Consider the following 25,028-nt stretch of genomic DNA (forward strand, 5'->3'; position numbering starts at 1 on the left):
TTTCAAGAAAGCGCATCATCTGTTTTAATATTTCTTTCCCCTTTGGAATACATTTGGTTTCAGTTTATTGGTGACAATTAAACTTGATTAACATTACTATTGATTGCAACAAACTTTAACCACTTAATTATGAATAGATTTAAAACAGCCTTGATTGCAACATTTATCTTAGGATTGCAATTGGCATTTTCCCAAACGTTGACCGTTACCGGTACAGTTACCGATGACTCAGGGACACCACTTCCTGGAGCATCAATTTTAGTGGCTGGCACTTCCAATGGAACCCAGACGGATTTTGATGGAAACTACGTTCTTTCAAACGTTCCCTCCAATGGATCCTTGGCCTTTAGTTACATTGGATTTAAGACACAACAAATTCAGGTCGATGGTCGGTCTACAATAAACTTAGTTCTTTTAGAGGATACGGAGGCGCTGGATGAGGTAGTTCTAATAGGATATGGTACTCAGAAAAAGGAATCTGTAACCGGAGCCGTTTCTACCGTTTCTTCTCAAGATATCGTTGCGCTCCCCGTTGTGAGTTTTGCCGAGGCACTCCAAGGTCGTGTTCCTGGTATCCAAATCAATAATTCAGGGGGACCAGGTACCGATCCAATTGTGCGTATTCGTGGTATTGGCTCCATTAGTTTTGCATCAAGTCCTCTTTACGTTGTAGATGGATATCCGGTAGGTGGCCTGGGCGACTTCGATAATAATGACATCGCTTCCATTTCTGTACTTAAGGATGCCAGTGCTGCGGCCATATATGGTTCAAGGGCTGCCAACGGTGTTATTTTGGTCACCACTAAAAAAGGCAGGGCCGCAAATGGGGTTGAACTGAATTATCGCACATTTAGCGGGTTTGCAAATGCTTCCAACAAATTGGATTTATTGAACCGAGAGCAATATCTCGAATTTGGAAGGGAATTATTGGATAATGCTGGAGCCACGTATCCTTCCCGTTGGAGTGAATTGAATACCCCTATTTATCCTGGCGCAACCCAAACCTATGCTGAAACAGATTCAGATTATCAGGATGCCGTTTTTACCACGGGTATCACCACCCAGCATCACCTTAGTGTTAGGGGAGGCTCTGAAGCTTCTAGGGTGTATGCTTCATTTGGCTATTTTAAGCAAGACGGTATCATGTTGGGAACCGGTTTTTCTAGATATAATTTTAGGGTGAACTCAGATCATGATATCAATGATTGGTTATCGGTTGGAGAATCTTTCACAATATCCAATGGTGAAAGACTAAATGAAGCGGAGTTGGGAGGAAGAACCCAGATTCAGAACATTATAAGAGGTATACCTTATATACCGTTGAGGGACCCAACATTGCCAGGAGGTCTTAGAGCGCCAGATGGCGCTGATGGTACGGATCCTGAAAACCCATTAAGACCCGCGGTAATAGACAGAAATACAAATTCCAATGTACGGATTTTTGGTACGGCCTACGCCAATGTTAAACTTTTTGATGGATTGGATTATCGTTTTACAGCGGGTATCGATTGGAACAATTTCAGAAACCTGCAATTGCAACCCATATATTTTGACGGATTTGCGGGTAGGGTAGAAAATATTACAATAGATCAACAGAATACCTCCACCGGAAATTATTTTTCAAACCAATTGAACTTTGTTAAGACTTTTGGTAAGCATAATATCGATGCCATAGCCGTTGCAGAAAGACAAGATTTTGATATTTACACTATAACCGGTAATGGTCGTCGTCTAAGTAATGACTTAAATGTTCTCCAGGGAACCCAGGCACAAACAGTTAGCGGAACGGAAGGCTCAAATGTCATTTATTCCTTCTTGGGAAGATTGAACTATGATTTTGGTGGTCGTTATTTGTTAAGCGCTTCATTACGGCGTGACGGTTCCTCAAAATTTTCCGATGGATTCAAGTGGAAAACCTTTCCGGGAATATCCGCTGGTTGGAATATAGCTGAAGAACCTTTTATGCAAGGACTTGAAAACTTGTCAGAATTAAAAATTAGGGGAAGTTGGGGTCAAGTTGGTTTCGAAGGAATCGGTGATTTTGAAAGTCAGGCCGGTATCTCTACCAACACCAACGCAATCATAAACAATGAGGAAGTACAAGGAGCTTTTTTCAATCGTCTTGCCAATGCTGAATTGGAGTGGGAGGTGACCACTATGACCAACGTAGGTTTTGATTTGGGCTTATATCAAAATAGGGTTCAGTTGTCTGCGGAATGGTATAAGCGAACTACGGACAATTTGATTCTTAATGTTCCTATTCCTGCCTCACTTGGTTTCGCAGGAAACACGATTGCCAATGTAGGGGGTATGGAAAACTGGGGTATGGATTTTAGCACTTCTTATTATTCAAAACCAGGAACCGAATTTCAGTGGAACGTTGCTGCAAATGTTGGGCTTTTTAGAAATGAGGTAGTGGCATTAGCTACTGAATCCGCTAGTATTTTTGGTGGTCAAAATGCCGATGCGGGTGGTTTTGACATAACCCGTACCGCTGTAGGCGACCCTATTCAATCCTTTTATGGATGGAAGGTCGAGGGTATTTTCCAAAGCCAAGCTCAAATTGATCAATATAATGCACTTGATGGTGACGCATCCACACCGTATCAAAGTAATGCTGCGCCTGGAGATCTTATTTTTCAGGATTTGGATGGCAGTGGTGATATAACTGCGGACGACCGTGATGTCATTGGTAGTTTTATTCCTGATTTCTCCTACGGTTTAAACTTTGACGCTTCCTATAAAAATTTATATCTTAATATGTACTGGTATGGAAATCAAGGAAATGATGTTTACAATGCTACAAGGGTATATACTGAAGGAGGGTTAAGACTGTTTAATCATGGAACCCAGGTATTGGATGCTTGGACCCCTACCAACACAGATACGAACATACCAAGAATGGTAAATGGTGATCCCAACCAGAATACCAGAACATCAGATCGCTTTGTGGAGGATGCCTCATTTTTAAGATTGCAGAACCTAAAAATTGGCTATAGGTTTCCACAAGATTGGTTGGACAGGGGCTTGGCCGGTCTTAGCAATTTTAACGTGTATCTTTCTGGAAACAATTTGTTGACTTTCACAAAATACCAAGGATATGACCCTGAAATTGGGGCAAGAAACAACAACCTGAATATCCAAGGTGTGGATTACGGGCAATATCCAAGACCCCGTACTATCTTAATAGGATTGGAACTAGGATTTTAAAATTGTTATAAAAGAAAATAAAATGAAAAATATGAAAAACTTAAAACCCACGATTGCCATAATTGCGGCTTTTCTCTTCAGCTTATCATGCGGAAGGGAAGATTTGGATCTAACGAACCCTAATGAAGTCGTTGTTGCTACATTCTACAAGAACGGAGACGAGTTAAGGAGCGGTGTTTACTCCATCTATGCATCCCTACAGAGTCTTCAGTTGTATGCAAGGGAATATTTCTTTTTACACGATTTAAGGGGCGATGATAATAAAGCCGGCGGAGGCCAATTAGAAACGCCTAGAAATCAGTTGTTAATAGGTACCAATGACCCTGGTAATTCGGTCGCTAGAGATGTATGGACAGGCCTCTACGCTGTAATTTTAAGGTCAAATATTGTAATAACCCAAGGGCCTGAAGTAGCGGATATAAGCGAAAGCTTACGGACGGCCTTAATTGCAGAAGCCAAGTTCACAAGAGGTTGGGCCTATTTTGAGTTAGGAAGTCTTTGGGGAGGAGTTCCCATCTATACCACCTATGCTGGAACATTTGAGGACAGTGCTCCAAAATCATCACAGCAAGAAGTACTGGATTTGGCCATTCAAGACCTAAGGGACGCTGCAGCAGGATTGCCTTTGGCATCACAGACTGAACAACCGGGCAGGTTTTCAAAAGGTTCCGCTCAGGCAATGTTAGGACGTGCTTTAATGTTTACAGGTGACTATGCAGGAGCAAAAACCGCTTTTGAAGCCATAGTAGACTCAGGTGAATACGCCTTGGTAGATGAGTTCGATGATAACTTTCAAGAGGAGAATGAATATAATAGGGAGTCCATTGCAGAGATTGGTTACTCGAACGTTGGTGGTTTCAACTGGAACGGAACGGGTGACGGCGTAGGTAACGAGCAAAGTGTTAGAACACAGGAATATTCTGCTGTGGGTTGGAGAAACTTAATACCTTCAGATGGTCTATTAAATGAGTTTGAACGTGTATCCAAAGGCGATGCGAAAGATGACCCAAGATTTGCAAAAAGTTTTTATTCCTTGGGTGATACTTTTAATAATGGAGAAAGTGTTTTGACAGATGTCCAAGGCGAGGAGACCACGTTTGAGGGCGTTACCACAAAAATAAGCTGGAGAAAGTATTCGCTTATGTACAAAACCGATCCTGGAGGATTCCTAACAGGAGGTATCAACATGAGGGTAATTCGCTATGCGGAAGTCCTGATCAACTTGGCAGAATGTGAATTGGAGTTAGGTAACCCTGCAAGGGCAATAGCGTTATTGAATCAAGTTCGTGCAAGGCCTAGTGTAGATATGCCGCCATATCCTACTACTAATTTTCCTGTTAGTAACCCAACCGAGGTTATGGAAGCCATTATCCATGAAAAGCGTGTAGAACTAAGTTCAGAGCAAATTAGGAATAGGGATATTTTAAGATGGAGAAAGGAAGGTAAGTTGCCTGCCGAACCCATTTCACATTTTGAACCAAAATTGGAACTACTTCCTATACCACAAAGTGAGATTGATAACAATGCTAAATTGTCGGAATCTGATCAAAACCCTGGTTATTAGAAGTCATATAAATATTAGTTAGATTGAGTTAGTTTTTATTGGTAGTGCCAAAACCGTGAGGGTTTTGGCACTTCCCTTTTATACTTATCTATATTATTTAGTATTTTACTATATGCGTTGGATTAGCGGTTTTATTTTATGTGTTCTCTTATTTGGTTGTGAGACCAAAAAGCCTGAAAATACATTGTTTAAAAAGGTAACGACCGAACACTCAGGCCTCACTTTCAGGAACACTATTACAGAGAATGAAACATTGAATATTATAGATTATGAATATCTGTTTAATGGAGGTGGAGTGGGGATTGGGGATTTTAATTCAGATGGTCTGCCTGATGTCGTTTTTTCTGGTAACATGGTCACTAGCCGTATCTATCAAAATATTGGGAACCTTCAGTTTAAAGATGTCACTTCGTCTTCCGGAATCATAACCGATGCTTGGTGTACCGGTGTGTCCATTGTTGATATTAACAATGACGGGAAACCGGATATCCATATTTCGACGGCCCACGATCTTTTCTTGGGAAACACTAAAAACTATTTTTACCTCAATGAAACGGAATCCAAGGAGGAAATAAAATTTAGGAACCTTGCAAGTGAAATGAACATCGCAGATTCTTCTTACACGATGCAGGCCGTTTGGCTGGATTATGATAGGGATGGCGATTTGGACCTTTTTTTGGCCAACAATTCCAAAGAAGAATACCCTAAGAACAATGCTTTTGGTCAACGAAAGGACGGCAGGGGAAAAAGTACGGATAAACTTTACAGGAACAACGGAACCAATAAAAATGGCATTCTCCAGTTTGAGGATGTTTCAAGGGAAGCGGGAATCTCTATTGAGGGATGGAGCTTGGGCGTTGCTGTAATGGATATTAATGGGGACCAATATCCGGACATTTACGTAGCTAATGACTTTCTGTCCAATGATGTGCTGTACGTGAATAATGGAAACGGCACATTCACCAATAAAGTTTCTGAATATTTTAAGCATCAGAGCCACAATAGTATGGGTATAGATGTAGCCGATATCAACAATGATGGAGGGCTTGATTTTTTGGTTTTGGATATGTTTCCAGAAGATAATTTAAGAAGGAAAACCATGTTTTCCGAAATACCTTTCGACAGGTTTAATTCATCGGTTAAAGCAGGTTACCAGCCGCAATTCGTTAGAAACGTACTTCAGGTGAGTACACCCTCAGGATTCAGTGATATTGGAAATTTTGCCGGTGTTTCGGCTACGGATTGGAGTTGGGCACCCTTGATAGCTGATTTTGACAATGACGGACTTCGGGATATCTATATTACCAATGGTTATAAAAAAGATATTACCGATATGGATTTTGTGGATTTCAATAACTCTTCAAATGTCTTTGGTTCTTTTGAGGAAAAGAGAAAGGCACTTGTCGATCAACTGAAAAAAATGGATGGGGTAAAAAAGTCAAACTTCTTCTTCAGAAACAGGGGCCAGAACAAGTTCGAAAATGAAACGGCCACCAGTGGTATACAGGTACCATCTTATTCAAACGGTGCAGTATATGCAGATTTGGATTTGGATGGCGATCTTGACATTCTTACCAATAACATCGATGATGAAATACTTCTTTTTGAGAATAAAAGTACGGATGTTAAAAAGGATAATTCCAGCTATCTAAGGTTGAAGTTCAATCCAAATGCAGAGAATATTGGGGCCAAGGTATGGGTCTATTCCAAAAAGGGAAAGCAATACGGGGAATTCCATCCCCAGCGTGGATATCTATCATCTGTTGAACCTTTTATGCACTTTGGTTTGGGAAATGCAGCGATTATCGATTCGATCAGGGTAATCTGGCCCGATGATACTACAACATTGTTACAAAATGTTGATACCAATCAAACGATTGCTCCAATAAAAGGAAATTCAAAGATTGAAGTTAAAATTTCAAAAAAACTTGAAAAAGCCTATTTGGAGGAGATTGCCCCTCCTTTGGACTCCCCCTATGTCCACCAAGAAAACACCTTTGACGATTTTAAAAAATGGCCGCTGCTTTTTAGAGGCTACAGTAGGCCAGGCCCAATTCTTTTAGGAGGAGATATAAATGGCGATGGTCTAGAAGACTTTTTTGTGGGAGGAACTGCAAATAATCCTGCCAACTTCTATGTACAGTCAGCAAATGGCAACTTTGTTAAATCTCCATTTCAGAAATCCCAAGATGAAATTAGAAGTGAAAATTCAGCTGGCTGCTTTTTTGATGCGGACAATGATGGGGATTTAGATTTATATCTTGCAAACGGAAGTTCAGAAAATTATGCCGATACTGATTTGTACCAAGACGTTCTTTATTTGAACGACGGAAATGGGTTTTTTAATATGGAAACCGATGCACTTCCCAAAATTTCATTTCCAACCAATACCGTCGTTCCTCTTGATTTTGATAAAGATGGAGATGAAGACCTTTTTGTGGCAGGTCGTTTAGATCCCAATAATTTTCCTTTCTCACCAAGATCCTATCTTTTGGAGAATAACCAAGGTGTTTTTATGGATGTAACAAAGAAAATTGCCCCAAAACTGGTTTACCCTGGAATGATTACGGATGCATCTGCTGCAGACATAAATAATGATGGGTGGATCGACCTTATTTTGGTGGGCGAGTGGAATCCGGTTCAACTTTTTTTTAACAAGCAAGGTCGATTGGCTCTCGATTTGAGCGATAATGGATTAAAAGACACACACGGATGGTGGAATTGTTTAAGGGCTGGAGATTTTGATGGGGACGGCGATATGGATTTCGTAGCCGGTAATTGGGGCTTGAACAATCCCTTTTACGCAACTGGAGAGGAACCACTAAGACTTTACGCCCATGACTTTGATAAAAATGGCTCCATTGAACCTATTATAACGTATTTCAATCAGGGTAAGGAGTACATTTTACAGGCAAGGGGTACTTTGATGAAACAGTTGCCATTAATTAGAAAGTTGACAAAAAATTACCATGATTACGGGGAGAAAACTTTTGGGGAACTATTCGATAAGGAGAAAATGGATTCAAATTCTATTTTCAAAGCATATGAACTGGCCTCCATGTATTTTGAGAATACGGGAAATGGAAAATTTAGGAAATCTCCACTACCCGAGCAGTTGCAATGGTCTCCTATTTTCGATTTTATTGACATCGATATTAATGGTGATGATGCTATGGAATTGTTGAGTGTAGGTAATTTTATGAACACTGAAATCCTAACCGGCCATTATGATGCAGGTATAGGACAGACGCTGGAATATAATCGGACTAAAGGTGAATTTGAATTGATCAAATCAAGTAAAAGTGGTTTTGACATTACTGGGGAAGCACGGTCTTTGTTAAGACTGAAAAGCCATTCCGACGATGAACTAATAATTTTAGGTTTACAAAACGATACTTTAAGGTATTTTAGAAAAACGATTCCACTCTCAAAAAATCAGTAGAAACAAAATCGATTCTTTTAACCTTCGGTTATGTTTCTTAGTACTTTAAAAGCAATAGTCTAATTTTAAAATTATTATCAATCCCTATAAGCTTTGAGCGTTTTTATGGTTCCATCGCTTAGGTGTTCAATTTCCGCAACCTTAATGCACCTTAGATGGGTTACGCCCTTAGATAATGAGGAATCATGGTAGAAAAGATACCATTTTTCGTCTACTTTACATATTGAATGGTGGGTTGTCCAACCAACAACCGGTTCGAGGATCCTTCCCTTATAGGTAAATGGCCCATATGGATTATCACCAACGGCAAAACATATAAAATGAGTGTCGCCAGTAGAGTAGGAGAAATAATACTTTCCTTTGTATTTATGTAACCAGGCGGCCTCAAAGAATCGTCTTTTGTTATCCCCGGCCAAAAGCGGGTTGCCATTTTCATCAATGATTAAGGCATCTTTAGGTTTTTCAGCAAACTCAAGTAAATCATCGGTCATTTTTGCAATCTTGGGCATTAGTGCCATTTCATCGTCATTGGGTAGATGTGCTGTTGGACTCTCAGGTTCTTTACCATTAAATGAGCCATTTCGCCATCGTTGCAATTGACCGCCCCAAAGACCACCAAAATACATATAGAAGCTTCCATCTTCATCTTCAAAGACTGCTGGGTCTATGGAAAAGCTATTCTTTATAGCTTGCGGTTGTGGGGTGAAGGGGCCGGTTGGAGAATCGCTTACGGCAACACCTATCCTAAAAATGCCGTCATGGGCCTTTGCAGGAAAAAACAAATAATATTTACCGCCTTTATACGCAGCATCAGGCGCCCACATCTGTCTCTCCGCCCAAGGAACATCCTTTACATGAAGGGCAATTCCATGATCAACTGCCGGACCATCAATGGTATCCATGGATAGGACATGATAGTCCTCCATGGCAAAATGACTCCCTAAGTCGTCAAAAGCCTCGCCAGCGTCTATATCATGTGAGGGATAGATGTATATTTTACCATTATAATAATGAGCGGAAGGGTCTGCTGTATATATATGCTTTACTAGCGGACTTGAAATCGCCTTTTCATTCAGTTTGTCAAAATTTATATGATCTAAACTCTCTTCAGGCATGCTATTTATTTTTGTCTATTTCTAATTAAATCGTTTTCAATCTGGGTCTCCATTTTTTTATTAATCTCATAAAAAAATAGTAGTGCTATTCCCATTAAAAATGCTATGGATGGGTATATGCTAACCAACATTCTTGTACCTTCGATTGCGCTATCCGGTTGAACTACAGCACCGTTGGAGGCAAATTTCTTAGGAATGTAATTGTAAACCCCAAGTATCCACGTTACGAGTGAACCGCCAATAGTGAGCCCTAGTTTTAACCCGATCATCATGGCGGAAAAAATAATGGCCGTGGCCCGTCTATTGTTCTTCCATTCGGAATAATCTGCAACATCTGCAATCATGGCCCACAAGAGTGGAATGGTAATGCCGTAGAAAAACCCGTGCAGAATTTGCGAAAGGAACATAAGTTCTACTGAAGTAGAAGAAAAGAAGTAGAAAATGGCTATAAATAGGGTGGATACGAACAATGCACTACCAAATACATCTCTTTTTCCATATTTGTCCGCCAAACGTTTTGATAATGAAATCCCGACAATCATAAAAATAATTCCGCCAGCATTGAACAGTCCAAACCCTGCAGAAGTTGGATCGTCCCCAAAAAAGTCCAAACCTATGCTGGAAAGAGCCCTTAAAAGCGGAGCGATAAATTCTGCCAAACTGGCCGCATTTACATAGTTCTCAAAATAATAAACGTACGATCCTCCCTTCATTGCAAGGGTTATGAACACCAAGGTGGTGAGTACCAACATTATAATCCAAGGTCTGTTCTTTACCAAATCGCCTAAATCTTCCTTTAAGCTAGATTTCTGATCAGGGGTAGGGACAACACGTTCTTTGGTTGTAAAAAAGGTGATCAATAGCATGATGGTCCCAATAACCGCCAAATAGGTCATTACCGTTTCAATGCCATCCGCTTTATTGCCATCACCAGCATACATTATGATTGGCAACATGAAAACCTGTACAAAGAATTGCGCAAACATCACGGCAACGAATCGGTAGGATGAAATACTATTGCGCTCCTTCATACTTCCTGTTATAACTCCGCTAAGAGCGGCATAGGGAAGGTTGTTGGCCGCATACAATAACAGTAATAGGGTATAGGTTATCGCGGCGTAGACTACCTTACCTGTATATTCAAAATTGGGTGTGCTGAATGCTAAAAGTGCAACGATTCCTAAGGGTATCGAAGTAAACAATATCCATGGCCTAAATTTTCCCCACCTACTCCTTGTCCTATCGGCAAGTGCACCAACAATAGGGTTAAAGGCGAATGCGGAAATGATACCAACCACAAATATGATAACCGAGGCATCATCCGTTTCCAATCCATAAATATCCGTATAGAAATACGCCAAGTAGGTAACCAAAGTTTGGAACACAAGGTTGGCGGATAAATCTCCCAAACTATAGCCAACTTTTTCCTTAATGGATAGTTTATGTGAATCAGGATTCATAATCTACAAATTAGTTTGTTGTCTGTAATTGGTCAAGTTTTTCTTTTAGGCCAATTATGCCATAGTAAGCTGGCTTTGGTTTTAACTCCCTATCAAAAAGTAAAGGATAGTTGGTCCTACCACGAATTGGAAATCCGTTTAACCATGACTGTCCGTCATTAACACCCCAAAAGGTAACCCTACTGATTTTATCCCTATGTTTTAGGAATATTTTGAAAATGTCCTTATATCTATTGGCCAATTTTGTTTGTATTGAATCGGGTAGACCTTTGGTGTATGGATTCATCTCTTCGCTGTTCTCGAAATTCTGACTGATTTCGGCCCCTTCCAAATCCCATGGGTTTGGCAATACACTAATATCCAATTCCGTAATTGCTACCTGGACCCCCAATTTTGAATACTCCAAAATGCTTTCTTCTATTTCTTCAAGGGAAGGGTAATCCAAGTGCCAATGTCCCTGCATTCCAACCCCATCAACTTTTATTCCTTTTTCCTGGATTTTCTTTATCATTCTGATAGCACCTTGCCTTTTATCAGGATTTGTCATGTTGTAATCATTATAAAATAACTTTGCATTAGGGTCTACCTCAGAGGTCCACTTAAATGCTAATGAAAGATATTCATCCCCCATTTTCTCAAGAAAAATGGAATTTCTAAGTGTACCGTCTTCATTTAAGGCTTCGTTCACAACATCCCATGAGTCAACGACACCTTTAAAGTGAAGAGCCAAATCCTTGATATGTTTTTCTGTTGCATCCTTAAATTCGAAGCTGTCTTCGATAGTTGCAAACCAAGGAGATAACTGACTGTGCCAAATTAAGGTATGGCCATGTACATGCATGCCGTTATTTTTTCCCAATGCAACAAATTTATCGGCCAATTCAAAATTAAAACTATCCCTTTGAGGATGGATAATGGACGATTTCATTATGTTTTCGGCGGTAATGCTATTAAATTCTCTTTTTACCAGGCTAAGAGAGGCACTATCACTTTGGTCTATTATTCTACCGTTCAAAGCTACGCCAATATAAAAATCCTTTTCAAAAGCTTCTTTTAGTGATTTTACTTTTACTGGATTTTCATCCTTTGTCTGCGAGCAACTTATCAGAGATGTTAAAATAATGAACATGAAGGATTGTAAAACGAGTCTCACAATAGAACGGAATTTTTCGGCTTTATTAATTGAAGAACAAATCATTTTAGAATTTATGTAAATCATTGTATTTGGTCATTTAGGCCATAAATCTAACCGAAATCGAATCCTTAGAATATCACATTTGTGGCTTTGTATCCTAAACATGTTGTATAAAAATTTTATGGTATTACGGAACTACCTTAAAACCAAGGTTGGATATGGATTTCATTGAAGCTAAGCCCAGAGTATATCTGATGCTACTATTTAATAAAATTTGGGTGTTTAGAGATTGTTCATTTTTCTATTTTGTTTTAATATCAGTAGGAAGGATACCAAACTCTGACTTAAAACAACGACTGAAGTAGGATGGGGAAGAAAAACCTACTTTGAACCCTACTTCGGCAATCGATTCACACCCTGTTTCTATCATATTTTTCGCCTTTTCCAAACGAACCTTGCGAATCAGTTCATTAGGGGTAAGTCCGGTCATGGCTTTAATTTTTCTATACAGTTGACTTCTGCTTAAGTACATATCTTCTGCCAGATGTTCAACGTTCAATTCTGCTTTTTCAATATTCTTGTTCAAATAGTCCAATACCTTTCTCATAAAGGATTTATCCAATTCAGTTGTTTTTTCCAACAAATTAAGTTTTGAAGGGTCGTTCAAATTTTTGCTTATATAAACTTGTCGATTTTCAATCAAACGGGATAGATAAGAATTTAATAAACGCATATCAAAAGGCTTGGTCAAATATACATCAGCTCCAGAATTTACACCATTTATCATGTCATCAGGCATGGTCTTGGCGGTCAACATAATAATAGGGATATGACTTGTGGCAATATTGTTTTTAAGCTTACTACAGAATTCCAAACCGTCCATTTCTGGCATAACTACATCGGTTATGATTAGGTCAGGTATTTTTCTGTTTGCCAAATCCAGAGCTTGTTGGCCATTAGATGCTTCAAAAACATTATGGTCAAAGGAAAGTTCCTGCTTGAGGTATGACCTCAGTTCAACATTGTCCTCAACGATTAAAATTGTCTTCGCAGATTTATTTCCAAATTTATGGGTCAAAGGTTTTTTTAATGAGCCCATATCCGGCAACATACTTTCGCTGGCCGTATCTTTCAATAGTTCATCTTCTTTAAAGTGTTGATTGCCCAAGGGCAGAAGTATTCTAAATTTTGTCCCTACAGCTTCTTCACTATCTATAATAATTTCTCCTTTCAATAACTCAACGAAATTCCTGACCACCTCTAGTCCTATCCCCGTACCTCCATAATACTGACTATTCATGTTTTTAACCTGATAGAATCTATCGAAGATTTTTTTCACTTCCTCTTGGTTGATACCACTACCTGTATCTTCAATTGAAATCTCTATGCATGGCAGTGTTTTGTTATTTACAAGTCTAAAACAGTAATCTGTAGGAGATTTGAAAACGCTTACTGTTATGGCACCATTTTCAGGTGTAACCTTGAATGCGTTGGAAAGTATATTAAAGATTACTTTTTCGAGCATTCCGGCATCGCTCCACAGATAGGGTGTTGTCTCATCGCGCTCTATCAATAGGGCAATGTTCTTTAATAAAGCCTCTTCTTTGAAGTGGTCTGTAATTTCCTTTACAAAATCATTAATGCCTATTTTAGAAACTTTAATGGAAAATTTGTTTAACTGAAGTTTTCTAAAATCCATAAGCTCATCAATAAGACGTTTGAGCCTAGCTGCGTTTTTGTAAATTATGGTATGTTTTTCCGCTACTTCCTTTGGAAGCGGCTGTCCAGTATTTGACATTATGTCCTTTAACGGATTCAAAATAAGGGTCAGTGGGGTTCTGAACTCATGGGATATATTTGTAAAAAACTGTATTTTTTTATTGTTCAGCGCTTCCTCTTGACTGCGTTTGGTGCGTTCAAATTCGACGAGACGTTTTTCTCGAATTCTCGCCCTTACAAGTCTGTACAACCAAGATGAAAAAATAATGATGGTTAGTAGGTAAAGGATTATAGCCATTTTTGTTTTCCACCAGGGGGCTAGAATGGTAAAGGAGAGGGTTTTTATTTCATTGCTCCAAACCCCGTCATTATTAGCTGCCTTTAATTTAAAGGTATAACTGCCCGGGGACAGGTTTGTATATGTTGCACTTCTATTATTGCCCACAAGATTCCAATCTTCCTCGAACCCTTCCAAATAATACGCATACTGATTTTTTTCTGGCCTTGTATAGTTTATACCAATATATTCTATAGTAAAAACACTTTGCTTGTGGTTGAGTGTTACATGTTCGGTTTCTGAAATCACCTTATTTAATGGGGAATTTTTATCGTCGATTTTTACAGATTTGTTGTAGACCTTAAAATCCGTAAAATATATCTGTGGTTCGTACATGTTCTGAGGTAATGTAACAGGTCTTACCTCATTTATACCCTTATAATTGCCAAAGTAGAGAGTGCCATCAACATCCTTAAAGGCGGCATTGAAGTTAAAATCATTGGTGAGAAGACCGTCATTTATGTCATAATTGATAATCTGTTGATTACTTTTATCATAGCACGAAAGTCCTTTGTTGCCAGCCATCCACAATCTTCCATCGTTGGATTCGATTATCGTTGAAATTGTTTCTTGCTGCAATCCTTGTTCTTTATTGTACCACGTTAAAAAATTATTGGTTGTATTGTACTTCCAAACCCCTGCACCGTCCGTACCTATCCAGACATTATGCTCAGAGTCCTCAAAGAGAGAAACGATCACGTCTACCGAGACCATATGACCATTTGGATTCATAAGCTCTGGCTTTAACTCAATTTTATTGAACGATTCCTCTGAACTGGCCTGTCTTTTGAACAGTCCACTTGTGGTTGCGACCCATATGTTGTTATTTCTATCGACCATGACCTTGCGAATTTCCGCACGGCTTGTCTTTAAATCGTTGAACTTTTTATCGTCCACATAACCAAATTTTCCGTCTGCGAGACTATAGAAATGTAAACCATTTGAGAAGGACCCAATCCATATTTTACCATAGGCATCCTCTGAAAAACTCATGACCCGATTTGATTTCAAGGCACCATTAGTACTCTGGTAATCGAAATGTTCAAAAACATTTGAGTTGGACTCAAGAAAGTAAATGCCTGAATTCCAAGTGCCTACCCAAATGTTATCTTGGCTGTCCATGAATATGGTCTGTACATCGTCAGCATTTAATTGCTTGGCTATTGGATTTTTAGGGTCTAAAAGATGTATAAATTGATTTGTTGCAGTGTCATAAACATCTATCCCGCCACCATCCATAGCTATCCAAAGCCTGTCTTCCTTATCCTTTAGGATGCCCGTTACGGAAGATGATTGCAACGAATTTTCAACATTGGGAATGCTTTGTATATCAGGAAATTTATCATAATTGTAATCGTGTACTCCAACACCTTTGTTGTAATATCCTATCCAAATACGATCTTGTGCATCCACCAATAGCGACCATACAGAGTTTGATTTAATACTGTTGCCGTCGAATTTATCGTACCGATAATTTTTAACGAGATCGCCTTTTTTGGAAAGTACGAATAATCCATCATTTTCGGTCCCACACAGAATCCGGTCATCAGGAGCTTGAACAATGGTCAATATGCGCTCATCCGTAATATTGAAGGTTTCGATTGTTTTTTCACTATCGGTTCCATTAGGTGCCAAAAATTTTATCAATCCATTGGAATGTGTTCCCATCCAAAGCGAACCTTCGTCATCTACAAAGAGCGATTCGATATTCAATTCATCATTTTCAGTATGAGTAAAGAGATCTTCCTTGAGCAAAACCTTCGTGGCCTCAACACCATTAAATGCATAAAGACCCTTGTTCGTTCCAATGTAAACAGTTTCATCACCGTATTGAACCAGGCAATTGATAAGTGAGGGAGTCTGAATGTTATCATTTATTTTTAAGGGATATCCCTTTAAAGATTGAATATCCACTTTAAAAAGTCCGTTCGCAATTGATCCAATTAATAAACTGTTCTGGTTTATTTCTACAATGGATGTAACGACAATATTGTTTAAGACGGTTCCATTTTTATTAAAGGAGACATGTTTGAAGCTATCAAGCTCCTTTTGATAAACATCCAATCCAGTTTCCGTACCCACCCATAGCAGTCCGGAAGAATCAACGTAAGCGGTGTGGACTAATGAACTGTTTAGGGAGTTGGGATTGTCAAATTCCTGCTTGTATGTAGTTATATCTATTCCGTTGTATTTGTTTAGCCCCACTCCGTAGGTTCCCATCCATATCAATCCTTGGTTGTCCTGTACAATTGAGGAAACTGCTCTTTGGGTAATGGATTCTTCTATAGCCAAAAAGTTATATGCCGCTTCCTTCTCTTGAGCGGATAGAATTAGGGAGCAAAAGAAGGATACGATAAGGTAACTTGTTTGAACATAATTCCGATGGACCATAGTTTCAAATGTTTTCTAATAGGCAGTACAAGCTGAAAATTCGATAATTTTTCTTACATAACGTATAATTATCAATTTTAGCAATAAATTTCCAAGTAACTGATAATCTTTCATCTAAAAATGGGGTTTTTTACGAAAATGTTTTAGTGGGTAATGCAAAATAGTATTTTATTGGTTTGAATTGGAGGGTTGAGGCCAGATATTATTTTGAAATTACGGGCTAGGATTCACCCTTTTTTACTTTTAATTCCATTGGCTCTTTTGAATATTGCACAGGAATGTCAATCCTAAATTTATCCCAAGCGACTCCTAAATTTTTACACTATTGTAAAAATCGCCTAGTCCTTTGTAAAGGATGTTTTTTTAGAATGTTTAGTAATAAGTCGAAAACCATTTTAAAGTATTGAAGATGATATCAAATCTTATTTTGTAATTTGATTTAAAATAGGACAGTAAATTATGAACCAGAGAAGAATTTTTATTAAGAATACGCTAATTGCAGGTGCGGCAGCAAGCTTTTCCCCAAGTTTTTTAATGTCTGCAACACGAACTAATAAAGAAAAACTGGGTGTCGCCTTGGTAGGATTGGGATATTATAGCACAGACCTTCTTGCACCGGCTCTTCAGTTGACCGAACATTGTGAACTGAAAGGCATTGTTACGGGGAGTCCAGAGAAAATTCCGGTTTGGCAGGAAAAATATGGTATTCAGGACAAGAATATTTATAATTATGAGAATTTTGATTCCATTGCCAACAATGAGGAAATTGATATAATTTATGTGGTTCTTCCTCCATCAATGCATATGGAATATACGGTTAGGGCTGCAAATGCAGGGAAACATGTTTGGTGTGAAAAGCCCATGGCAACCTCGGTAGAAGAATGTACAACGATGATAAACGCCTGCAAAAGTAATGGCGTAAAGCTGGCGATAGGATATAGATGCCAACATGACCCCAATATTCAAGCTTATATGAAAGTGGCCAAGGAAAGACCTTTTGGAAAGGTCAAAATGATAACATCGGCGGCCGGATATTTTGATGGAAGGACAGATCATTGGAAACAGAAAAAGGACCTGGGTGGAGGTGCCATGGGAGATATGGGGGTCTATGCATTGCAAGGTGCCAGGTTGGCTACTGGGGAGGAACCAATATCCGTATTGGCGCAGGCATCCACCACTAGGCCGGAGATTTACCATGAAGTTGAAGAGACCATGATGTTTCAGTTAGAGTTTCCCAGTGGAGCACTTGCTTCTTGCCAAACCAGTTTTGGAATACAGATGAACCATTTACATGTAAATTATGAGAAAGGCTGGCTCAAAATGGAACCGCATTCATCTTACAATGGAAATAAAGGTAGCATGTCTGATGGTACAATAATTAATTTTCCTATCAACAGCCAACAGGCAAAACAAATGGATGAGGACGCATTGTCCATTATGAATGGTCAGAACATGTTGGTTCCTGGTGAGGAAGGTCTAAGGGACATAAGGGTAGTTGAGGCGATTTATAAATCTGCAAGACAAAATTGTGTGGTTAAATTGTAGCATCTGTCTTAAAATGAGTATGGGATAAAGACATTGCAATGTTATCCTCTTAGGATTAAAGAGTAGGGGTTTTTCTTTTTCTTGCAAAGTGTTTAAAATATTGAAAGAAAGCACCTTGCAAGTGAGTATCTTGAAATGATCCTTTCAAATCGACTCCCATCTCCAGTACAAAAGGGAAAGCCGAGATTCATGTCTTGGCTTTTTTATTTCAATACTTAACACTAAGTTTTCAATTCACGGAATAACTTACAAAGGCCAATTTCTTACTGTCCGGGCTCCAGGAGGGTACATTGATAGTTCCCTGGCCACCAAAGAAAACGGGAGTAATATCACGAATTTCCTTTGTTTCAACGTCCATTAGTCTTAGTTTGACCTGTTTTCCAAATAAGTGATTTTGTTTTTCATCGGTCGTGTATGCTATGTATACGATCCATTTACCATCTGGTGAAGGGTGCGGGAACCAATTGGAATTTTCATCAAATGTTAACTGTTCCGGTTTTTTTCCGTTGGCCAACATCCTCCAAATTTGCATGTGGCCCGTCCTGTAGGAGTTGAAATAAATATATTTTCCATCTGGGGAATACTCGGGTCCGTCGTCTAATCCTTCTGTTGTGGTAAGCCTTTTTTCCTCGCCACCTTTTACGCCAATAGTATAAACGTCGTAATTCCCATTCCGTTCCGCACAATAGGCCAAGGTTTTGCCGTTGGGCGACCAGCCATGCCAGTAAGAAGGGACTTTTGTGGTTACACGCTTTGGTGTTCCTCCACTTATGGGCATGATGAAGATTGCCGATTTATAGGATTTGGTGGAAGGATTATTTTTATCGTTGTGGCTTATGGCCAACCACTTGTTATCTGGCGAAATTCCATGATCATTGTTACACTGATTTGCAAAACCAGTATCAAGCAGGTTCAATTTTTTCGTGTTAAGGTCCAGGTTATATAGTTTTCCTTTACTGTTCACGATCAAATAACCTTCTGGATGCCAGTTGGGTGCCTCAAAATGTTCGTTGATTTGAAGAACCGTCTCAATGCGACCCGTTTCAATATCCACGGTTTGTATGTAGCTAGTCGTATCTATTTTGTTTTCAGGTGGATGATCGTAGAAATGCATGGATTGGCCAACCATTTTCCATTCACCATCGAACCTTTCCAAAAAACGGACTTCATAGGAAAGGCTTTCCTTACCTTGAACGTCCACCGAAACCTCATTATGTCCAACGATTGCAGAATTCCCATCAATACGTATTTTATGATTGCTGTGAAAGGCAAAACCACCGTTACCGATCATATTTGATGGAGGGTCCATCATTATGGACACGGGAACGTCAATAAAGCTGCCATCGGGTCTGGACATGACATTGATTGCATTGGAAGTCGCTTCCCAACATTCGGCATGTCCTTCCTTGTCACCCACTCGCCAGGTAAGTCCTTCTTTTTCCAATAGCTTTATAATTTCTACTGAGTCCTTTTCCCTTTGGGAGTGTATTGTCGTACAAAAGAGAATAGATAAAAGAGGAATGAGCTTCATTAGAAAACGCCCAATTTCAATAGTTGCCCAAAGCCTAAGTATCTGTTTCATTATAATTTACGTGACTTGTATAAAAGTACATATAAATTATCCAAAAATGACGGGCACTGGCTTTATGGACTCCAAGAGAATTAAATTGGGCTTTTGAGACTACTTGTTCACGCTGATCATTACCGCTTCACAACTTTGAAGGTCCGAGTTCAAGATCAGGTTTTCAGACTTTGACCCATCCGATATTTCTACGGATACCGTGTTGGGAGGGGCATCGCCCAAATTGTGTGCGTAGAGGAACAGGTCGTTGGATTTGTTGGGGTTTAGCTTTACCTTGAATTCCCGCTTGTAATAGGTCAAATAGTGTTTGGACACGACCGGCAAACCGTTGAGGTAGATGGATACAATGTCCCCGTCCTGTCTTCCATGGTCCCAAATTTTGATGGTAATGTTCTCACTGTCAAAGGAGAGTTCTTTCGTATAGGAGATTTTCCTGCCTTCAAACTCGTCCCTAAGAGCATTTTCCGTTTTTTGTGTTTCCTTGACCGTATTGGAAGATATTGTCTCGATTTTCTCTTTTTTATCCCGCTGTTTTCTTCTCATTTCGCGCTTTTCCTTTCGGGTCGGTTCCCGTTTCGTTTCTTGTGCCTGTTCGTGCTTTTTCTTTCGCTCGTCCGAAGCCTTGTTGGAAATTGAAAAAAACGGGGTTACGAACTTGGCTATGCTGTATTTGTCATCGGGGAAAAGCTCGATACCTACGACCTGATATTGATTACCGGAACCTATGTTTTTGGCAAGCGATATCCCGTCTGCCCTTCCATTGTTCTTGAAGGATCCAAGTTCCTGCACCACCATTTCATTACGTACCAAAAAGAACCGAATCGATTTTTCCGGACCAATATTTTGGGTGGTCCACTCCAAGGAAACCTCCTGGGGAATGATCCAGACCGTACTTTGGTCCGGATTGTTGATCTCTATACTGGACTTGCTTTCTTGCGTAAATCCTTTGATGCCAATAAAACAAAAAAGAAATGCAATTAAAGGGTATTTCATGTATAATTTAAAAATCAAAATATATCCGCTTTTTCTAGTTTGGTTAAAGCTATAAAATTCGATGTTTTATAATAACGTATTTTCTGCCAAAATGTTGGGGGCAAATACTGGATTGTCCAAAACGGCATTTTTTTATTTTGATATATTTAGCGAACCTGTATTAGGTGTATGAAAAACATTATTTTTATGTGGTTGATTTAAAATAGATTATCATGGCATCAAGAAGAAAATTTTTAGAGAATATCGCAATTTCATCAATAGGTGTTTCGTTATTAAATAACCCGACCCACCTTTTCGCCGCTCCTGCGGAAAAATATGAAGGCCCAATGCTTCGGGTCGCCATTATGGGACTTGGAAGCTATGGTACTAGGGTAGCGGAAGCCATGCTGGATTGTAAAAAGGCCAAATTGGTAGGTGTCATTAGTGGAACCCCATCAAAGATTACCGATTGGCAATCCAAATACAATATTCCCGCGAAGAACTGTTATAATTATGAGAATTTTGATGCGATAAAGGACAACAAGGATATAGACGCCGTATACGTCATTACCCCTAACGGATTGCATTGTGAACAGACCATTCGGGTAGCCAAGGCAGGAAAACACGTTATTTGCGAAAAACCCATGGGAGTGAATGCCGAGGAAGGACAAAGAATGGTGGATGCCTGTAAGGCGGCCAATGTAAAATTGTTGATCGGTTATAGGATGCATTTTGAGCCCAAAACGGTGCACGTCATCCAAATGCGAAAAGATGGTGAATTCGGCCAGCCAAAATTTTTTCAGGGCCAGTCCGGTTTCGTTATCGGAAATCCTACGCAATGGCGGTTAGATAAGGAGCTTGCCGGTGGCGGTGCCATGATGGATATAGGTATTTATTCCATAAATGGGGCCAGGTATGTTCTGGGTGAAGACCCTATCTGGGTGACCGCCCAGGAAACCAAGACCGATCCGTTGAAGTTTAAGGAAGGGGTAGATGAAACGATACAGTTTCAAATGGGCTTTCCAAGCGGTGCAGTGGCCAATTGTCTGTCTACCTATAACATGAACAATTTGGACCGATTTTTCATGACCGGTACCAAGGGCTGGATGGAGATGAAACCATCCACCGGGTATGGGCCCATTCAAGGGCGCACCCACAAGGGTGAACTGGAGCAGCCCCACTATACCCATCAAACGTTACAAATGGACGGTATAGCAGAACTAATTTTTGAGGGAAAACAGCCCATTGTGCCAGTAGATGGTGAGGAAGGGGTAAAGGATATGAAAATCATCGATGCTATTTTTAAAGCGGCGAAGAGTGGGGATAAAGTTATGGTTGAAATTTAAAACGAATTTCCGATTCCATAATAAAGAGGTGTCGAGCAGAATTTATACTCCTGGGCTAACCAGGTTTGTCAACGGTTCGCCTCTTGAAAATTGGATAATATTCAAGGCTACCAATCTAGACATTTCGTTGCGGGACTCAACGGTCGCGGAACCGATGTGGGGAGTGATCGCTACATTTTCCATGTTCAGTAGGGGATTGTCTTTATTCATGGGTTCTGGATTGGTAACATCGAGACCGGCTCCCCATATGACCTTATTTTGTAAAGCTTCAATGAGGCTTTTTTCGTGGTGTAGACCTCCTCTGGCCGTATTTATAAAAATGGCGGAAGATTTCATTTTGGGAAATACATCGGCATTAAACAATCCCTTTGTTTCATTTGAAAGCCCGGCATGAACGGATAGTACATCGCTTTCTTTCAATAATTCCTCAAAAGATACATAGCTCGCATTCAGCTCTTTTTCCATCTCTGGGTTTGGTCTCCTGTTATGATAAATGACTTTCATATTATAGGCCCCTAGGCAGCGTCTGGCGAATTCGCTTCCTATTCGTCCCATCCCAAAAATGCCGACTGTTTTCCCTTTTAGCTCCATGCCCAAATTGGCTTGTGGCCTAAAATGTCCCCAATCCCCGGATATAATGGTCTTATGCATATGGAACATTTTTCTGGAGACGGCCAGCATCAATGCAAAGGAAATGTCTGCAGTGGCATCGGTCATGGCATTCGGGGTATTGGTGACCGGGATACCCAATTCCGTCGCTTTTTCTATATCGATGTTGTTATAGCCCACGGCAAATTGCGAAATGAGCTTTAAATGTTTGTTCTTTTCCAGAAAATCGGCATCCAACGTATAAATACTAGAGGACAATAGTATATCGTGTTTCTTAGTGGCCTGGATAAGTTCTTCCCGGGTCATAGGGATATCATTTTTCCAAACGGTAACATCCAATCCTTCTTGTTTGAGCATTTCTATACCCAAGGGAGGAAAGTTCAAGGAAACCAATACTTTCATGGTGATAGTTTTTGGGCTAGTTGTATGGTAAGAGTTCTATTTTTCTAAAATCGATGGGGTGGCTGTTGGATTGCAGGGAAATATAGCCACTTTTTACCGTGGAATCACCTTCTTTGATAAAGGCCCTTGCAAATTCGTTTTCTGGATCATATACGGGATTGGTATAGCTCATGATTTCCTCCCCGTTTACAAAGTGCTTCATTTTTCCGTCTTGTACATCAATTTCAACCGTTATCCATTGATCTCCGTGGAAGGTTTTGGCCACTTTGGCCGGATTGCAGAACAGGTCACTTCGTTCCCCATCTATCTCTACCTTCATTCCTATACCGCAAATAGCGCCTAGAGGTCTGTCATCGGTACCATTGCCCCCGTGCAGATTGTACTCCAGACAAATGGGGAAACCTTGGTTCAATTGAACAGTATTGGGCGGTTGGGTGTGTATCTGTACCCCGCTGTCCCTATAGCCCCATTCCGGGGCACCGGGAGCGGTTTCGCCCACAAACCGATATTCTACTTTTAATCGGTAATCCATTAATTCCTTATTATAGAAAAGGGCACCGAAGCGCTCGCCAAATTCGGGGCCGTATCCATCGTAACGTATTTTTAGGATACTGTCCTCTACCCTAAAAGTATTTCCAAAATTCTCCCCTAATGGGTATCCGTTTATCTTCATGGTCCAACCGTTGAGGTCTTCACCATTAAAAATGGCTATCCATTGATCTTTGGGTTGTTCCGGAACAACTTTTTCAGCGGCTTTTTTGTTGTCCTTACAGCTGGTTTAACAGATAAAAGTGGTTAGTAAAAGACCCTTGCAGAGCAATGCGACAGGTTTTATCATAGTTTTTCAATTTTTAGAATGGATTTTAAAAATAATCATATTCTGCATGTAAAGGCATAAAATAAAGATGGATTATTTCCAATAATATGGATTTATTCCATAAATTAGTCTTCCTTTTTTAATCGATGATGGACAAGACGATTTTACATTTGGATTTGGATACCTTTTTTGTGTCCGTAGAGCGTAGGCTGGACAGTAAACTGTTGAAGAAACCTATCCTTGTGGGTGGGTTGAGTGACCGTGGGGTGGTAGCGGCATGTAGTTATGAGACCCGTGGATATGGTGTGCACTCCGGCATGCCCATGAAAATGGCCAAGGAACTTTGCCCCGAAGCGATACAGATTAGGGGAAACGCAGGGACCTACAGTCAATTTTCAGATGTGGTCACGGATATCATCAAGGAAAGCGTGCCCCTTTTTGAAAAGTCCAGTATCGATGAATTCTATGCCGATCTTACAGGGATGGACCGTTTTTTTGGAGCCTATAAATATGCCTCTGAACTACGGCACAGAATTATCAGGGAAACCGGGCTCCCTATTTCCTTTGGACTTTCGGTCAACAAAGTAGTCTCCAAAGTGGCTACCAATGAGGCGAAGCCCAATAACCAATTGAAGATAGATTACGGCCTGGAAAAACCCTTTTTGGCCCCACTTTCCATAAAAAAGATTCCCATGGTGGGCGATAAGACCTATCAAACGCTCAGGAATCTGGGATTACGGAAGGTGCGGACCATACAGGAAATGCCCATGGACGTCATGCAGCGCGTTCTTGGTAAAAATGGCACGGTCATTTGGAAAAGGGCCAATGGCATAGATCATTCCCCGGTGGTCCCGTTTTGTGACCGAAAGTCCATTTCTACGGAGCGTACCTTTGATCAGGACACTATTGACGTGGCAAAGTTGAAAGGGATCCTTATCGCCATGACGGAGAACCTGGCCTACCAGCTCCGCCGGGGCGAAAAGTTAACGGCCTGCATTACGGTAAAGATTCGCTATTCTGATTTTAATACCTATTCCAAGCAGTTACGGATTCCCTATACGAGTGCGGACCATATCCTGATTCCCAAAATCTTGGAATTGTTCAGGGTACTGTATAACCGAAGGTTATTGGTGCGGTTGATAGGTATCCGGTTCAGTCATTTGGTATCGGGCAATTATCAGATCAATCTTTTTGATGATACCGAGGAGCGGCTCAACCTGTACCATGCCATGGACCATATTAGGAACCGCTTTGGGGAAAAGAGCGTGGTTAGGGCCTCGGCCATGGGAAAGAATACCATTGGACGCATGCACAATCCGTTCGATGGGAGACCGCCCATCGTGCTGGCACATCGGAAACAGTAAAAATTAGTTACTGGTTGT

Annotated in this window: 14 protein-coding genes; 6 read left to right on the plus strand and 8 right to left on the minus strand. The window is 40.2% G+C overall.

Annotation, left to right across the window (positions count from 1 at the left end):
• Positions 1-129: 129 nt before the first annotated feature.
• The 3 genes from ACZ41C_RS09380 (at position 130) to ACZ41C_RS09390 (ending at position 8,216) form a co-directional block, all read left to right on the plus strand.
• Entirely contained in the window at positions 130-3,210 is a 3,081-nt protein-coding gene (locus tag ACZ41C_RS09380) for a SusC/RagA family TonB-linked outer membrane protein (RefSeq protein WP_138257832.1), read from the plus strand.
• A gap of 31 nt (positions 3,211-3,241) precedes the next feature.
• On the plus strand, positions 3,242-4,774 hold the full coding sequence (locus tag ACZ41C_RS09385) for a RagB/SusD family nutrient uptake outer membrane protein (RefSeq protein WP_138257831.1): 1,533 nt from the start codon (positions 3,242-3,244) through the stop codon (positions 4,772-4,774).
• Positions 4,775-4,958: 184 nt separating this feature from the next.
• Positions 4,959-8,216: a VCBS repeat-containing protein gene (locus tag ACZ41C_RS09390; protein ID WP_464560944.1), complete on the plus strand. Its 3,258-nt coding sequence runs from the start codon at positions 4,959-4,961 to the stop codon at positions 8,214-8,216.
• Positions 8,217-8,293: 77 nt separating this feature from the next.
• On the opposite strand, the gene ACZ41C_RS09395 is transcribed toward ACZ41C_RS09390, so the two are convergent.
• The 4 genes from ACZ41C_RS09395 to ACZ41C_RS09410 all read right to left on the minus strand — a co-directional run bounded on the left by ACZ41C_RS09395 (position 8,294) and on the right by ACZ41C_RS09410 (position 16,373).
• Positions 8,294-9,331: a glycoside hydrolase family 43 protein gene (locus ACZ41C_RS09395; RefSeq protein ID WP_464560946.1), complete on the minus strand. Its 1,038-nt coding sequence runs from the start codon at positions 9,329-9,331 to the stop codon at positions 8,294-8,296.
• 5 nt (positions 9,332-9,336) lie between these two features.
• Entirely contained in the window at positions 9,337-10,791 is a 1,455-nt protein-coding gene (locus tag ACZ41C_RS09400; RefSeq protein ID WP_138257828.1) for an MFS transporter, read from the minus strand.
• Positions 10,792-10,801: 10 nt separating this feature from the next.
• A complete protein-coding gene (locus tag ACZ41C_RS09405; protein ID WP_464560949.1) occupies positions 10,802-11,944 on the minus strand; it encodes an endo-1,4-beta-xylanase in 1,143 nt (380 codons plus the stop codon).
• 283 nt (positions 11,945-12,227) lie between these two features.
• Complete coding sequence (locus ACZ41C_RS09410) at positions 12,228-16,373, minus strand: two-component regulator propeller domain-containing protein (protein WP_464560951.1); 4,146 nt, start codon at positions 16,371-16,373, stop codon at positions 12,228-12,230.
• A gap of 459 nt (positions 16,374-16,832) precedes the next feature.
• Between ACZ41C_RS09410 and ACZ41C_RS09415 the strand changes: the two genes are divergently transcribed.
• Entirely contained in the window at positions 16,833-17,918 is a 1,086-nt protein-coding gene (locus ACZ41C_RS09415; RefSeq protein ID WP_138257826.1) for a Gfo/Idh/MocA family protein, read from the plus strand.
• Between the two features lie 229 nt (positions 17,919-18,147).
• Here ACZ41C_RS09415 and ACZ41C_RS09420 read toward each other — a convergent pair whose 3' ends face one another.
• Together ACZ41C_RS09420 and ACZ41C_RS09425 are read right to left on the minus strand one after the other, a co-directional pair.
• Positions 18,148-19,500, minus strand: a complete 1,353-nt coding sequence (locus ACZ41C_RS09420) for a TolB family protein (RefSeq protein WP_464560953.1) — start codon at positions 19,498-19,500, stop codon at positions 18,148-18,150.
• Positions 19,501-19,599: 99 nt separating this feature from the next.
• Complete coding sequence (locus ACZ41C_RS09425) at positions 19,600-20,493, minus strand: hypothetical protein (RefSeq protein WP_464560955.1); 894 nt, start codon at positions 20,491-20,493, stop codon at positions 19,600-19,602.
• Positions 20,494-20,705: 212 nt separating this feature from the next.
• Here ACZ41C_RS09425 and ACZ41C_RS09430 point away from each other — a divergent pair, with 212 nt between their 5' ends.
• Positions 20,706-21,818 (plus strand): Gfo/Idh/MocA family protein, encoded by a 1,113-nt coding sequence (locus ACZ41C_RS09430; protein WP_464560957.1) that lies wholly within the window; start codon positions 20,706-20,708, stop codon positions 21,816-21,818.
• Positions 21,819-21,860: 42 nt separating this feature from the next.
• Here ACZ41C_RS09430 and ACZ41C_RS09435 read toward each other — a convergent pair whose 3' ends face one another.
• Together ACZ41C_RS09435 and ACZ41C_RS09440 are read right to left on the minus strand one after the other, a co-directional pair.
• The gene (locus ACZ41C_RS09435; RefSeq protein WP_464560959.1) at positions 21,861-22,829 is read right to left on the minus strand and encodes a 2-hydroxyacid dehydrogenase; all 969 of its coding nucleotides are present in this window, start codon (positions 22,827-22,829) and stop codon (positions 21,861-21,863) included.
• A 16-nt stretch (positions 22,830-22,845) separates the two neighbouring features.
• On the minus strand, positions 22,846-23,541 hold the full coding sequence (locus ACZ41C_RS09440; protein WP_464565744.1) for a 3-keto-disaccharide hydrolase: 696 nt from the start codon (positions 23,539-23,541) through the stop codon (positions 22,846-22,848).
• A gap of 254 nt (positions 23,542-23,795) precedes the next feature.
• Between ACZ41C_RS09440 and dinB the strand changes: the two genes are divergently transcribed.
• Positions 23,796-25,010 carry a DNA polymerase IV gene (gene dinB / locus ACZ41C_RS09445; RefSeq protein ID WP_138257992.1) on the plus strand — a complete coding sequence of 405 codons (1,215 nt, stop codon included), beginning with the start codon at positions 23,796-23,798 and terminating at the stop codon, positions 25,008-25,010.
• The last annotated feature ends 18 nt before the right edge of the window (positions 25,011-25,028 follow it).

This window comes from Maribacter sp. C-4077, assembly GCF_055378385.1.

Excerpts from the sequence above, each read along its gene's own strand:
- ACZ41C_RS09380 (WP_138257832.1), top strand. The coding sequence starts at position 130 with ATGAATAGATTTAAAACAGCCTTGATTGCAACATTTATCTTAGGATTG.
- ACZ41C_RS09385 (WP_138257831.1), top strand. The coding sequence starts at position 3,242 with ATGAAAAACTTAAAACCCACGATTGCCATAATTGCGGCTTTTCTCTTC.
- ACZ41C_RS09395 (WP_464560946.1), bottom strand. The coding sequence starts at position 9,331 with ATGCCTGAAGAGAGTTTAGATCATATAAATTTTGACAAACTGAATGAA.
- ACZ41C_RS09400 (WP_138257828.1), bottom strand. The coding sequence starts at position 10,791 with ATGAATCCTGATTCACATAAACTATCCATTAAGGAAAAAGTTGGCTAT.
- ACZ41C_RS09410 (WP_464560951.1), bottom strand. The coding sequence starts at position 16,373 with ATGGTCCATCGGAATTATGTTCAAACAAGTTACCTTATCGTATCCTTC.
- ACZ41C_RS09415 (WP_138257826.1), top strand. The coding sequence starts at position 16,833 with ATGAACCAGAGAAGAATTTTTATTAAGAATACGCTAATTGCAGGTGCG.
- ACZ41C_RS09420 (WP_464560953.1), bottom strand. The coding sequence starts at position 19,500 with ATGAAACAGATACTTAGGCTTTGGGCAACTATTGAAATTGGGCGTTTT.
- ACZ41C_RS09425 (WP_464560955.1), bottom strand. The coding sequence starts at position 20,493 with ATGAAATACCCTTTAATTGCATTTCTTTTTTGTTTTATTGGCATCAAA.
- ACZ41C_RS09430 (WP_464560957.1), top strand. The coding sequence starts at position 20,706 with ATGGCATCAAGAAGAAAATTTTTAGAGAATATCGCAATTTCATCAATA.
- ACZ41C_RS09435 (WP_464560959.1), bottom strand. The coding sequence starts at position 22,829 with ATGAAAGTATTGGTTTCCTTGAACTTTCCTCCCTTGGGTATAGAAATG.
- dinB (WP_138257992.1), top strand. The coding sequence starts at position 23,796 with ATGGACAAGACGATTTTACATTTGGATTTGGATACCTTTTTTGTGTCC.